This window comes from Halolamina rubra (genome assembly GCF_000739555.1).
Classification (GTDB): Archaea; Halobacteriota; Halobacteria; order Halobacteriales; family Haloferacaceae; genus Halolamina; species Halolamina rubra.
Genome location: NZ_BBJN01000002.1, coordinates 58,626 through 72,611 on the forward strand (window position 1 = coordinate 58,626; position 13,986 = coordinate 72,611).

General features: G+C 69.8%; 9 protein-coding genes and 2 pseudogenes. 2 read left to right on the forward strand and 9 right to left on the reverse strand.

Translation table 11 applies throughout. The features are described 5' to 3' along the window. Window positions 1-744: 744 nt before the first annotated feature. From ACP95_RS00340 to pepF, 8 genes and pseudogenes are all read right to left on the reverse strand, one after another. Entirely contained in the window at window positions 745-1,119 is a 375-nt protein-coding gene (locus tag ACP95_RS00340) for a DUF5811 family protein (protein ID WP_049979300.1), read from the reverse strand. A gap of 33 nt (window positions 1,120-1,152) precedes the next feature. Continuing rightward, window positions 1,153-3,564 carry a DUF2298 domain-containing protein gene (locus tag ACP95_RS00345; protein WP_049979301.1) on the reverse strand — a complete coding sequence of 804 codons (2,412 nt, stop codon included), beginning with the start codon at window positions 3,562-3,564 and terminating at the stop codon, window positions 1,153-1,155. A gap of 59 nt (window positions 3,565-3,623) precedes the next feature. Then, window positions 3,624-4,097, reverse strand: coding sequence for a pyruvoyl-dependent arginine decarboxylase (locus tag ACP95_RS00350; protein WP_049979302.1), 474 nt, complete (start codon window positions 4,095-4,097; stop codon window positions 3,624-3,626). A gap of 39 nt (window positions 4,098-4,136) precedes the next feature. Continuing rightward, entirely contained in the window at window positions 4,137-4,574 is a 438-nt protein-coding gene (locus ACP95_RS00355; protein WP_049979303.1) for a hypothetical protein, read from the reverse strand. A 46-nt stretch (window positions 4,575-4,620) separates the two neighbouring features. Beyond that, window positions 4,621-5,076: a hypothetical protein gene (locus tag ACP95_RS00360; RefSeq protein ID WP_049979304.1), complete on the reverse strand. Its 456-nt coding sequence runs from the start codon at window positions 5,074-5,076 to the stop codon at window positions 4,621-4,623. A gap of 52 nt (window positions 5,077-5,128) precedes the next feature. Beyond that, window positions 5,129-5,485 (reverse strand): hypothetical protein, encoded by a 357-nt coding sequence (locus tag ACP95_RS00365; RefSeq protein ID WP_049979305.1) that lies wholly within the window; start codon window positions 5,483-5,485, stop codon window positions 5,129-5,131. A gap of 7 nt (window positions 5,486-5,492) precedes the next feature. Continuing rightward, window positions 5,493-6,719 carry a proteasome-activating nucleotidase Pan2 gene (pan2, locus tag ACP95_RS00370; protein WP_049979306.1) on the reverse strand — a complete coding sequence of 409 codons (1,227 nt, stop codon included), beginning with the start codon at window positions 6,717-6,719 and terminating at the stop codon, window positions 5,493-5,495. Between the two features lie 101 nt (window positions 6,720-6,820). Continuing rightward, window positions 6,821-8,619 (reverse strand): annotated as a pseudogene (pepF, locus tag ACP95_RS00375) (oligoendopeptidase F). Window positions 8,620-8,821: 202 nt separating this feature from the next. Here pepF and ACP95_RS00380 point away from each other — a divergent pair. Next, on the forward strand, window positions 8,822-10,141 hold the full coding sequence (locus ACP95_RS00380) for a M20/M25/M40 family metallo-hydrolase (protein ID WP_049979307.1): 1,320 nt from the start codon (window positions 8,822-8,824) through the stop codon (window positions 10,139-10,141). Window positions 10,142-10,461: 320 nt separating this feature from the next. Here the strand turns inward: ACP95_RS00380 and truA are convergent, their stop codons facing one another. Next, the gene (gene truA, locus ACP95_RS00385; protein WP_049979308.1) at window positions 10,462-11,265 is read right to left on the reverse strand and encodes a tRNA pseudouridine(38-40) synthase TruA; all 804 of its coding nucleotides are present in this window, start codon (window positions 11,263-11,265) and stop codon (window positions 10,462-10,464) included. Between the two features lie 541 nt (window positions 11,266-11,806). Here truA and ACP95_RS00390 point away from each other — a divergent pair. Then, window positions 11,807-13,972: pseudogene (locus ACP95_RS00390) on the forward strand (adenosylcobalamin-dependent ribonucleoside-diphosphate reductase); the annotation flags it as partial. Window positions 13,973-13,986: the final 14 nt, after the last annotated feature.

Sequence of the window (13,986 nt, forward strand, 5' to 3'; positions counted from 1 at the left end):
CGCTGTGTACTCATCACGACCCTTCAAATAGATACGCTGATGGGCAGGAATTCCAGCGGTCAATGAGCAATCCAACTTAACGGCTGTTTCACTTCAGATTGGATGGTGAGAGCATACCTACCGTTCAGTGCAATGTGGGTGTTCATCACCGCGAGAAAATAGTGTGCATCGGTGTTTGTAATAAACCACGACGTTCCCGGACACCGTGACACACCTCGAACGGTGGATGCATTACATTACCTCAAACAAACCTTCATATGAATCCGTGTATCCTGTCCAGTATGGCGACCTGTCCAGAATGTGGACATAGTGAAGATATAGCTCAAGATAACCTTCAAGGGACCGGCTGGTTGCAAGGCATCGGCTCCGAGGTGAGTGTCGGTTTAGTTGTCTGCCCCTCCTGTGATAGTGTCTTAGGCGGGTTCGGCACCTAGGTTACTTCTCGCCGGTGCTCGGGCTCGGTACGTCAAACTCCCCCCGGTAGCACGGCCAACACGGGGAACTCGCTGTTGGGGTCCCAATAGTCACCGTCGAATGTTCATAGATGGTATATCTGCAACCCCACTTGCCGGTTGTTTCACCAAAAGTCGTCTTGAACGAAGAGCGTTCAACCGGACCACCCTCGAACGCTCCCAATCTTCCAGCGTTTCGACCGCCGAGCCAGCAACCGCTGATAGCCTTCACACCGAGCGGTTGCTCCGAATTCGCGAAAAACGAACCACAGAACCGCAATAACCGTTCCTGCTACCGAGCGACCGGCACCGGATCGTCGCCCATCGCGTACATCACCTGCGCCGCGGCGCTCGCCGCCAGCCCCTTCGCCACCTCGTCGCGGTCGGCGTCGTCGAGCCCCGCCTCGATGTCGTCGGCGTCGGGCTGGAACCCCGCGCTCACGGGGTGACCCGCCGGCGGGCGGACAGCCACGGTCGCCTCCGGCCCGTTCGAGCCGTAGGTGAGTTCCGAGCCGACGACGTACCCCTCGGGGAGGTACGACTCCGTGCGGGAGACGATCCCCGCGACGGCGCGCCGCAGCCCCCGCTTCTCGTCGGGCGAGAGTTCGATATCCTTCGACGACCCCCCCATGATTCCGGGGGCCCCGGCGTAATCAGTCCCGTTCATGTCGTCGGTGTTTGGCGGTATCCACTGATAAAGTCACCGGCGGTGGAGCGCCGCCGAGTCGGGCGACCGCGTCGACGCCGCGCCGTCGTCGTCCGGCAGTTCGGACTGGTCGACCTCGTAGATCGTCACCGCGTCCTCCCGGAACGCGACCGAGAACGCCTCGCGGTCGAACGAGCGCATCGCGTCGCCGTACAGCTCCTTCTCGTTCGGGCCGACGTACACGTACGTCACGTCGTAGCGCTCCAGCAGCGGCGCGGCCTGCTCCCAGTCGCCGGCGTAGATCGTGTCGACGTGGCCGACCCGGCGCTCGTAGGCGTCCATCCCCCGGTACTCCGCCTGGTGGTCCCAGCCGACGACGGTCGGCAGCCCCGAGAACGTCGACGCCGGGCTCGTCCAGCCGTAGGAGCCGCCCGGCACCTCGACGATCGTCGGCCGGCCCTCCCGGTCGGCGAGCCACTGCAGCGCCTCGTACTCGTTGGCGTGGAAGTTCTGGACCGCCTTCGTCCCGTCGAGCGAGGGGTCGTAGTGCCCCTCGGCGACCGGCCCGCCGACCTCGGCGGCGAACATCATCACCGGGAACACCGCGGTGGTGAGGACGACGCCGACGACCAGCGCGACGGTGAGCGCCGCGGTCAGCGCCCCCCGGGCGTCGGGCGACGGCGCCGTGTCGGCGCCCAGCGCGTCGACCTGCGACGCCAGCCGGCCGCCGTGGCGCCGGAGCAGGACGACCGACGCGGCGGCCGCGCCGGCGGCGCCGAGCGTCCACGCCTGCACGCCCACCTTCAGCGACGTGTTCCAGCGCGGGTTGTCGATCAGCGGCAGGCGGGCGTGGGCCAGTTCGAGCGCGGCCAGCAGCCCCAGCCCGGCGACGAGCAGCACCATCCCGAAGCCGGCCCGCCCCGACCGCACGAGCAGCCAGCCGGCGACGATCAGCGTCCCGAGCAGCGCCAGCACCGCGAGGTTCTCGACGACCAGCGCCGCCCCGACCGCGCCGAGGAGGAGCAGCCCGGCCGCCCCCAGCCACGGCGCCGGGAGGTCGTCGACGGCCGGCCACCCCCGGCTCGCGACGTAGGCCGCGACGGCGACGATCAGCGCGCCGTACATGACGAGGAACGCGGGCAGCGGGCTCCGCGGCGGGAGGAAGCCGATCCCCTCGTTGCTGGGCACGTGGCCGAAGATCAGGAACGGCGAGGCGATCGCGATCCCGATCAGCAGCACCACGCCGCCGGCGACCGCCGCCAGCACCACCCGCCAGAGCTCGTGGGCGAGCCACGCCGCGCGGCTCTCGGCCGCCGAGTCGGGCCGCAGCCGGTCCGCGAGCGAGTCCGGCAGCAGCGTCGCCGGGTGGGCGTCGGCGGCGCCGACGGTCAGCGCGGCCAGCCCCGCGGCGGTCGGGAGCGACCACGTGTTCATGAAGCCGAACAGGCCGGCGACGGCGCCGAGCCCGCCGAAGACCAGCGCGAGCCGGCGCTTGCGCTCCGCCGCCGGCGTCGCGTAGTACGCCAGCGCCAGCGCGCCGGCGAACAGCACGTATGGGTTGGCGAACGTGTGGCCGTGGAGGTCGGCCTTGACGAAGGAGTACAGCGGCACCTCCTGGATCGTCCCCGGGATGACGTAGCGGGTGTACCACCAGCCCCAGTCGAGCGGCCGGGAGAGGTTCTCGACCGTCGACGCGAGGTCACCGCCCTCGAAGCGCTGGGCGACGAAGCCGAACGCGGCCTGTTCGACGACGCCCCGGATCGAGTCGGGGAGGTACGGCGTCGCCAGCCGGACGGCCGTCGTCGCTGCGCCGCCGAGGGCGACGAAGAACGCGCCGGCGACGCCGCCGGCCCGGGCCGAGAGCCCCCGGCGGGCGACCACGGCGCTCCCGACGCCGTAGGCGACGACGAACAGCATGCCGTAGAACGTCGCGATGCCGAGGTTGAAGCCGTAGCGCATCGCCGTCCCCGTCAGCATCGCGAGGCTGGCGACCTGCAGCTGGGTGCCGTAGTAGTACCGCAGCGGCTCCCCGGCGAACCACATGTCCTCCGGCGGGAGGCTCTCGGCGCGTTCGAGCGTGTTGACCAGCGCGAAGTGGAGGAACTGCTCGCCGGCCTGGGGCGTGATCGCGGGGTCGGCCGCCCGGAACGCGAGCATGATCAGGAAGCCGACGACGAACACGCCGTACATCGCCGCCACCGACCGCCAGTCGGGCCGGGCGCCCACGCGGTACGCGACGGCGGCGCCGGCGAGCACGATCCCGACGCCGAGCAGCAGCGTGTGGAGGCCGAAGGTGAGTTGGCCGATCCAGAAGACGGCGATCGCGAAGGGAACCAGCGCGGTCGGGAGCGCGAACGCGGCGCCGTTCCGGGGGAGATGCCGGAACAGCGCGGCGGCGATCGGCGCGCCGACGGCGGTGAACGCCGCGGCCACGAGGAGGTACGCGAGAACGGGGATCCACTCCATGGGGTAGCCCTACGGCCCAACCGTTTTCACCTTTCTGGGACGCGGAGGGTCGACTTGGCTCAGCAGATCGGCTCGCTCTCGCCGTAGGCCGCCAACACGACCACGCAGGTGTGCTCGCCGGGCGCGGCCTCGGCGCTCTCGATCAGCGTCTCCTCGTGGTCGAACGACCAGTCCCGCAGTTCGCGGCCCGTGTCGAGTCCGGCTTCGAGGCGGTCCCGAACGTCGGCCTCGGCTTCGGCGTCGGCCTCGTAGAACAGCCCCGGGCCGGGGCCGGTCGCCCAGCCGATCCCGGCGGCGACGGTCTTGGGGCCGACCGCGCTGGCCTCGGCCTGCACGACGTTGAGGCGGTTGCCCGCGGGGCCGAGGTCGGGCGCCTCCTCGACCCGGACCACCTCGGCGTCGGCGGGGACGACCGAGGAGACGGGGACGAGGTTGTAGTTGTGGAGGTTCGCGTCGGCGAGGGCGGCGTCGTAGGCGGCCTTCTCGGTGGGCGCGGTGCCGGCGCCGCCGACGACGTGGATGGTGCTGCTCACGGTCGAACGCGGCGCCCGGTGGAGAAAGGGGCTACGGAGTCAGCCGGGGTAGGCAGCGAACACCGCCAGCAGCCCGAGCGCCGCGACCACCGCGAACGCTGCGACGAAGCCGACGTAGCCACCGGCGACCGTCCCGAGCGCGAGCCGCCCGTCCCGGCCGTCCCGTTCCGCGGGGTCCCACCAGCCGACCTGCGGCACGACGACGGCGAGCGCGACCCAGGCCCCGCCGAGCAGCCCGAGCGTCGACGCCGCCAGCCACCCGAAGCCGACGTTGCCGGTCGCGATACCGGGCGCGAACGCGACGAGCACGTGGACGACGGCGTAGCCCGTCGCCGCGAGGACGTGGTTCGCGACGAGGCTGTCCGTGGGTCGCCCGGCGAGCAGCCGTCTCGTCGCGTCGAACAGCAGCAGCGGCGACAGCGCGGCCACGTCGAACAGCCAGACGCCGAGGAGGAGCAGGGGAGCGATGGGGTCCATGGTGAGGGCGGTGCCGGCGCCAGTAAGTGCTTTCCGGCGACGCGGGCTACCAGGGCGCGTAGAACGCGATGGCGACGACGACGATCACCAGCAGCGCCGCGCCGGTCGCGACGACGTAGCCCAGCAGCCCGACCGTCAGCGCGATCCGGCCGTCGTACTCGCCGTCGGTTTTCGGCGCCCAGACGCCGCGCATCGGGAGCACGACCGCGACGGCGACCCACCACAGCAGCGCGTTCCCGAGCGTGATGCCGGCGACCCACTGGAGCACGTCCTGCTGGAGCCGGCCGCCGTGGAGCGCGACGGCGGCCATAATCGCCGCCAAGTGGGTAGCGGCGAACCCCGTCACGGCGACGAGGTAGTTCGCGGGCAGCCAGTCGGTCGGCCAGCGACGGCCCAGTCGGCGGACCGCCCCGGAGAGCAGTACGGGGAGGAGGGCGACGGCGTCGAACGCGGTCAGCGCCAGCAGCCCCAGCAGGAGGTCGGGGACGATACCGGGGAGCATGTCCGGCGATGGTGTCGGTGCCGAGAAACGTTTTGTGGTGTGGACGGGGCGGTTAGCGGTCCTCGACCGTGCGCTCGTCCAGCGCGATCAGCAGGCTCGCGGCCGCAAGCACGCCGGCCATCGGGAGCACGAAGATCCACAGCGTCGCCTGCCAGAACCCGAGCAGTGCGAGCAGCAGCGCGCCGACGGCCGCGATCGACGCCCGCCCGAGCACGGCGCCGGTGGTGCCCAGCGTGGCGGCGCCGCCGAGTGCGAGAAACAGCGCCAGCCGCGCGGGGGTGTAGCCCGGCCGGTCCAGGTACACGACGAGGACGCCGAGAAACGCCAGAAGCGCCGCGGCGGCGAGCCCGCGTGCCGGCCGACTGCCCGTGATCGGCATCCCGCCGTCGTCCGGGCCCGGCCGGCTCATCCGCCCGTTACTGGAACGCCACGGGACCGGTCGTCGGCCCCTCGCCGGAGGCCTGTTCGATCTTCTCGTGGGCGTCCCGGAAGTCCGCCATCCGGACCTCCTCGCGCTCGTCGCGGATCGCGAACATGCCGGCCTCGGTCGTGAGCGCGGCGATGTCGGCGCCCGAGTACTCCTCCAGCTCCTCGGCGAGCTCGTCGAAGTCCACGTCGTCGCCGAGGTTGAGCTCGCTCGCGTGGATCTCGAGGATGCGCTTGCGCCCCTCGACGCCGGGCTTGGGCACCTCGATGAGGCGGTCGAAGCGGCCGGGCCGCAGGATCGCCTCGTCGAGCATGTCGAAGCGGTTGGTGGCGGCCATGATGCGCACCTCGCCGCGGTCGTCGAACCCGTCCATCTCCGAGAGCAGCTGCATCATCGTGCGCTGGACCTCGGCGTCGCCGGAGGTCTTCGAGTCCGTCCGCGTGGTCGCGACGGCGTCAATCTCGTCGATGAAGATGACGGCGGGCTCGCGCTCGTTCGCGAGTTCGAACAGGTCCCGCACGAGCCGGGCGCCCTCGCCGATGAACTTCCGGACGAGCTCGGAGCCGGCCATCTTGATGAACGTCGCGTCGGTCTCGTTGGCGACGGCTTTCGCGAGCATCGTCTTCCCCGTGCCGGGCGGGCCGTGGAGCAGCACGCCGCTCGGCGGCTCGACGCCGACCTCGCGGAACGTCTCGGCGTTGATCAGCGGGTCCTCGACGGCCTCGCGCACCTCGCGGATCTGGTCGTCGATGCCGCCGATGTCGTCGTACGTCACGTCCGGCGACGCCTCGACCTCCATCGCCTGCGCCCGGGCGTCGGTCTCGTCGTCGAGCAGCTGCTGGACCGAGAAGGAGTCGTTGATCGCGACGCGGTCGCCCGCCTCGACCTCCCCTTCGAGGGCGGGGGACAGTTCGGTGAGCACCTCCTGGTTGTTGCCGTGCTGCTTGATCACGACGCCGTCCTCGGTGAGCTCCTCGACCGTCGCGAGGTAGAGCGAGGACGTCTTGAGCGTCTCGTTGCGTCGTTTGAGCTGGTCGACCTCCTCGCGGAGCTCCTCCTTGCGCCCCTCGGCGTCGTGGAGGCGCTCGTCCAGCTCCTCGTTGACCTGAACGAGCCGCTCGAAGTGTTCCCGGATCGCCTCCAGCCGCTCGGCCTGGGACATCTCGGGGTCCAGGTCGAGCCGGGGACGGTCGGGAAGGGAAGGACTGCGTGACATCTCTCTGTACGGGTTTAGGGGTAGGCGTAAATGTGCCTTTGGGTCGGGGAATCGGCGCCGACACGCCCGGACGGCGGAGCGAGGAGGCGCCCGAACGGGCGTTACTCCAGGTCCATCAGCTCGGCGGCGTCGTCGAGTCGGTCGCCGTACACCGAGAGCGCGGACTCGATCGGTCGGGGCTGGTCATGTCGATGCCGGCGACGTCGAGCACGTCGATGGGGTACTCGCTCCCGCCGGCCTCGAGCGCCGCGCGGTAGTCCGCGGCCGCGGACTCGCCCTCCTCGCGGATCTTCTCGACGATCGCGACCGCCGCCGAGATGCCCGTGGAGTACTGGTAGACGTAGAAGTTGTAGTAGAAGTGGGGGATGCGCATCCACTCCTTGGCGATCAGGTCGTCCACGTCGGCGTTCGCGTAGAACTCCGCCTTCAGCCCGCCGTACACCTCGTCGAACGCGTCGGGGGTGAGCGGCTGGCCGTCCTCGGCGCGCTCGTGGACGCGCTGCTCGAAGTCCGCGAACATCGTCTGGCGGTACAGCGTCGAGCGGAACCGCTCGAGGTACTGGTCCAGCGCGTGGGCGCGGATCTCGTCGTCGTCGACGTTCTCCAGCAGGTAGTGGGTGAGCAGCGTCTCGTTGACGGTGCTCGCGACCTCGGCCACGAAGATTTCGTAGCTGGAGTACTGCCAGGGCTGTTCCTCGGCGGCGAGTTCGGAGTGCATCGAGTGGCCGAGCTCGTGGGCCAGCGTGTACATCGAGCTCACGTCGTCCTGGTAGTTCATCAGGATGAACGGCTGGGTGTCGTACGTCCCCGAGGAGAACGCGCCCGAGCGCTTCCCGCGGTTCTCGTACACGTCGACCCAGCGGCTCTCGAGGCCCTGCTCCATGCGGGCCTGGTACTCCTCGCCCAGCGGCGCGACGGCCTCGACGACCCACTCCTTCGCCTGCTCGTAGGTCACGTCCGGCCCCTCCTCGCCCGTCAGGGACATGTACACGTCGTGCATCCCCAGTTCGTCGACGCCCAGCGCCTGCCGCTTCAGGTCGGCGTGGCGCTGGAGGTAGTCGAGGTTGTCGTGAACGGTGTCGACCAGGTTGTCGTACACCGCGGTCGGGACGTTGGTGTCGTCGAGGGCGGCCTCGCGGGCGGTGTCGTAGTTCCGCGCCTCGGCGAGCTTCACGTCCTTCTTCACGGAGTTCTGCAGCGACGTGCCGACGGTGTTGCGGTAGTCGTCCCAGGTCTCGTAGTACTGCTCGTACACCTCGCGGCGGAACTCGCGGTCCTCGTGTTTCTGGAGCTTCGTGAAGTTGCTCTGGGTGATCTCGACCTCCTCGCCGTCGGGCTTCTCGACGGTGGGGAACGTGAGGTCGGCGTTCGAGAGCATCCCGTAGATGTCCGAGGGCGCGCCGGTGATCTCCGAGAGCTCGGCCAGCAGCTCCTCGACCTCCGCCGAGCGCGTGTGGGGCTTCATCCGCAGCGCGTCGTCGAAGAAGTGCTCGTACTCCTCGAGGGCGGGCTCCTCGGCCATCAGCGCCTCGACCTCCTCCCAGTCGAGCTCCTGGAGTTCGGGCTCGAGGTAGCTGGTGGCGCTGGACGCCTCCGACTGCAGCGACTCGGCCTTGGCGGCGATGGCCTGGTACTCCTGGTTCCGCGTGTCCTCAGAGGACCGCAGGCGGGCGTAGGCGGCGACTTTCGCCACGTCGCGCATCACGTCCTCGTACGCTTCGAGCAGTTCGGCGAGCGTCTCGGCGCTCTCGGTCGCGCGCCCCTCGTACTCCCGCAGGTCGTCGACGCGCGCCTCCACGTCGTCGTACGCTTCCTGCCACGTCTCCTCGTCGGGGAAGATGGACGCCAGATCCCACTTGTACTCCTCGTCGATGTCCTCACGCTCGGGGACAGTGCTCATCGTGATAGCGTAGTGTCGGATCCGGTGGTAAGTCTTCCCACTTCACGCGGCGAGACCGCAGGAGACGGCCGTATTTGCCGGGTTGCCGGTCACGGCTCGCGGCCTGCGTGGACCCACCATCGGCGCGCGATGCCGTGACCGCGTGAAACCGCCCGGCCCCTCTGCCGGAACGCCTTTGCGTCGCCCTCCCACACGCCGGGACATGGACGGGTTCGACGCCGCGATCGGGCGCACGTGGACCGACGACGAGCCGGGCGAGTTCCTCACCGACCTGACAGCGATCGGGAGCCGGATGGGCGGCAGCGAGGGCGAGGCGCGGGCCGCCGAGATCGTCGCCGACGCGTTCCGGGACGCCGGCGTGCGCGAGGTGGAACAGGACCCCTTCGAGATGCAGGCCTGGCACCGCGGGGACTCCTCGCTGCGGGTCCACAGCCCCGTCGAGCGGGAGTTCGAGACCGTCGCGCTGCCGTACTCCCCCGCGGGCGAGGTCGAGGGCGAACTGGTCGACGCGGGCTACGGGACGCCCGAGGAAATCGACGAGCTCGACGTCGAGGGGAAGATCGTCGTCGCTTCGACGACGACGCCGGAGGGCGGCCGGTTCATCCACCGCATGGAGAAGTTCGGCTACGCGGTCGGCCAGGGCGCCGCGGCGTTCGTGTTCGTCAACCACGTCCCCGGGCAGCTGCCGCCGACGGGGTCGCTCACGTTCGGTCGCGAGGCCGAGGCGCCCGCGGTCGGCGTGAGCAAGGAGACCGGCGCGTGGCTCACCGAGTTCGCGGCGGAGGACACCCGGGTCCGGCTGACCGTCGAGGCCGAGACCACTGCGGGCCGGAGCCAGAACGTCCAGGGGCGGCTCGGCCCCGACACGGAGGAGGAACTGCTCCTGCTCGCGCACTACGACGGCCACGACATCGCGGAGGGAGCGCTGGACAACGGCTGCGGGGTCGCGACGGTGCTGACCGCCGCCCGCGTGCTGAGCGACGCCGAGGCGGACCTCGCCCGCGGCGTGCGCGTCGTCGCCGTCGGCTGCGAGGAGGTGGGGCTGCTCGGCGCCGAACACCTCGCCGAGTCGGTCGACTTCGACGACGTGGCGGCGGTGGTGAACGTCGACGGCGGCGGGCGCTACCGGGATCTGGTCGCGCTGACGCACACCTCCGAGTCGACGGCCGAGGCCGCCGAGCGCGTGAGCGAGCGCGCGAACCACCCCGTCGAGGTGGAGTCGGACCCGCATCCCTTCAGCGACCAGTGGCCGTTCGTCCGCGGCGGCGTGCCGTCGGTGCAGCTCCACAGCGACAGCGGCGAGCGCGGGCGCGGCTGGGGGCACACCCACGCCGACACCCGGGACAAGGTCGACGAGCGGAACCTCCGGGAGCACGGCGTGCTGACCGCGCTGCTGGTCGACGAGCTGGCGTCGACGCGGGCGGACCGGCTGGACGAGGAGGAGCTGGCCGAGGCGTTCCGGGAGCTGGAGTTCGAGACCGGGATGAAGGCGGCGTCGTTGTGGCCCGAAGGGTGGGAGTAGAACCGATCACGGCTAGCGACCCGCCGAGACCCGAAGGTCTCGGCGACGGAGCGTGATGCCGTGATCGTGTAGTAACACCAACCACGGCGCGCGACCAGCCGCACGCTCCGTCGCGCGGCTGCGGAGCCGATGCCGTGGTTGTGTAACCGATCACGGCGAGCGAAGCCAGTCACGGGGAGCGACCGGCGACGGCCTCTGTGCCGTCGCCACGGAGCGGATCCCGTGACTGTGCGACCTCCCGCGCGCTCCGTCGCGCGGCTGCGGAGCCGATGCCGTGGTTGTGTAACCGACCTTGGCGCGTGACTCCCCCAGACCCCGGCTCACTCGCCCAACCCAGAGAGCACCGTCTCCGCCACGCGAACCCGCTCCAGCGCGTCGACGCGCCGCTGGTCGAACACGCCCCGGGCGCTCTCGAGAGCCTCCCCGTCGACCGCGAACTCGACGCCGGGGTAGGCGACGCCGGTCAGCACCAGCGGCTCGGGCGGCATCCGCGGCACGCCCTTGCCGCCCTGCAGCGACCTCTCGCCCAGCACCTCGTCGACCCGGGAGCGCGGCTGGCCGTCGACGGCGACCTCGTCTATGACGCCGACGAGTCGGCGGACGAACTCACGGGGGAACCCGCCCGCCGAGACCGTGATCACGAGGAACTCGCCGTCGCGGTCGACCCCGATCGTCACGTCGCGGACGGTGCCCGTCTCGTCGCTGGTGAGGTTGTGGAAGTCGTGCTCGCCGGCGAGTCGGCTCGCGGCCGCCTCGGCGGCGTCGTCGTCGGCGTCCGGCGCGTGGAGGTGGTAGGTGTAGCTGCGCTCCGTGGCCGAGTGCGTCGCGTGGAACTCGTCGTCCACGTCGGCGGCCGCCCACGCGCGGATCGACCCCGGGAGCCGGCCGTTGAGCGCGGCGGGGGTGCACCAGTCCGGCGCGTCGAACGCGACCGTCTGGGCGACCGCGGAGACGCCGGCGTCGGTGCGGCCCGCGGCGGCGTACCCCGGCGGCGTCTCGCCGTCGTCGACGACGCCCGCCGCCGCGAGCGTTTCGAGCAGCGTCCCCTCGACGGTGGGCACGTCGGGCTGGCGCTGGAACCCGTAGAACTCCCGGCCGTCGTAGGCCAGCCTGAACGCGCGCATCTATCGGTCGAGTCCGGCCGGCGGGGCAAAAACGGTGCCGACCCGCGGCGCCGAGCAGCCCCTCTCGCCCCCGCCGACACCCCTTCCGTTCGGGTCGAAAACTCGCCGAAGTCGCGGCGGCGTCGCCGGCGTCGATTCACTTTCACCGCGGTTCGGTCAGCGTTATGTTCGTCCCGCACGTAGCCCCACACGAGTGCCGCGACGGCGGCCACACGCCTCACACGATGACCAGCAACAGCACCCAGAGTAAACAACCGAGTTTGTACTACTACAACCGCACCGGGAACCAAACGGTTAATGGGGGTCCACGAGATAGGACTTCTCCGTCACAGATGTCCGATCTACCCACCACCATCGAGACCCGCGTTCGGCCAGACAGCGCCGCGTTCGGGGTGAGCGCGCAGTGAGCACGCCCGACCTGAGCGCCGACGAGCTGACCCTGCCGATCAAGCGCACCGACGGGGAGACGCTCGAGGACCGCCTGACCGACAACGCCTACGAGAACATCCTGCCGGCTCGCTACCTCCGGAAGAACGCCGACGGCGAGGTCACCGAGGATCAGGAGGAGCTGTTCGCCCGCGTCGCCAAGAACATCGCGCTCGCCGAGGCCGTCTACGAGGCCGAGCGGCAGGGCGTCGACGTGACCGTCACGCCCGACCAGCTCAAGCCCGACCACCCGCGCCGCGACGAGCTCGCCGAGGAGGTGTTCGGCAAAGGGTTCGACGCCGACGCCGACACCGAGACGGTGCTGACCGAGCACAACGTCAACAAGTTCGCCTACGACACCGTCGTTCCCGAACTCGACGAGGAGATCGCCTCGTCGGTCCGCGAGACCCGCGAGGAGTTCGAGACGCTGATGACGGATCTCTCCTTCATGCCGAACTCGCCGACGCTGATGAACGCCGGCGACGAGCTCCAGCAGCTCTCTGCCTGTTTCGTCGACTCCCCCGCCGACGACATCACGGACATCCACCAGACGGCGAAGGAGGCCGCCGAGGTGTTCCAGTCCGGCGGCGGCATGGGCTACGCGTTCTGGAAGCTCCGCCCCTACGGCGACTCCGTGGGCTCGACCGGCGGCATCGCCTCCGGGCCCATCACGTTCATGCGGACGTTCGACCAGATGTGTGAGACGATCGCGCAGGGCGGCGCCCGGCGGGGCGCCCAGATGGGCGTGATGCGCGTCTCGCACCCGGACGTGATCCAGTTCATCCACGCGAAGAACAAGGACGTGAGCCTCGCGAACACGCTGCGGCTCAACGACCCCGACGACTTCACGCACAACTCCTTCGCGGACGCGCTGGAGGAGGCCCGCGAGCTCATCGACGACGAGGGTCGCGTCCCCGAGCACCTGCGCAACGCCGTCGAGGGCCACCTCTCGAACTTCAACATCTCCGTCGGCATCACCGACGACTTCATGGAGGCGCTGAAGAACGACGAGGAGTTCACCTTCACCAACCCTCGGACGGAGGAGCCCCACATCGCGACGCCGGAGACGAAGGAGCTGTACGACATGTTCGGGCTCGGCGAGTACGTCGAGGTCGGCGAGGAGCTCTCGGTGCCCGCCGAGGCGCTCTGGGACCAGCTCATCGAGGGCGCCCACGAGAACGGCGAACCGGGCGTCATCTACCTCGAGCGCGTGAACAAGCGCCACTCCTTCGACGTGGAGGAGCACCCCGACCACCGCATCCTCGCGACGAACCCCTGCGGCGAGCAGCCCCTCGAGGAGTACGAGGCCTGTAACCTCGGCCACATCAACCTCTCGACGCTCGCGGCGCAGGACGCGCCGGACTGGCGCGTCTGGGCCGACGAGCACGCCGACGAGTACGACTCCCACGAGGACGCTGTCTCGGCGTTCCTCGACGAGGCGATGAACTGGGAGGACTTCGACCACCGCATCGCCTACGGCACGCGCTTCCTCGAGAACGTCGTCACGATGTCGGACTTCCCGGTCGACGAGATCGAGCAGAAGGTCCGGCAGATGCGCAAGATCGGCCTCGGCGTCATGGGGCTGGCCCAGCTGTACATCCAGCTCGGCGTCCGCTACGGCACCGACGACGCCGACGAGATCGCCCGGCAGCTGATGACCCACATCAACCACGGGTCGAAGGACGCCAGCCACGAGCTCGCCGAGGAGCGCGGCGTGTTCGCCGACTGGGAGGACTCGAAGTTCGCCGACCCGACGGCCTACCCCGACTGGTTCGAGCACCACACGGGCGAGGACCCGCAGGACTGGGCGGACGGCTACCCGCTGCGCAACCACAACACGACGACGATCGCGCCGACGGGCACCACGTCGATGATCGGCAACACGACCGGCGGCTGTGAGCCGATCTACAACGTCGCCTACTACAAGAACGTCAGCGGCGACGTGCAGGGCGACGAGATGCTCGTCGAGTTCGACGACTACTTCCTCCGCGCGCTGGAGGACAACGACCTCGACGTGCAGGCCGTCAAGGAGGAGGCCCAGGAGCAGATGGCGAACAACGAGTTCGACGGCGTCGAGGGGCTGGAGACGGTCCCGGACGCGCTGGGCGAGCTGTTCGTCGTCACCGGCGACCTGAGCGCCAAGCAGCACGCCTCGATCCAGTGTGCCGCGCAGGCCGGCGTCGACTCCGCCATCTCGAAGACGGTCAACGCGCCCAACGACGCCAGCCTCGAGGACGCGAAGGACGCCTTCGAGTACGTGTACGACAACGGCGGCAAGGGCGTCACCTACTACCG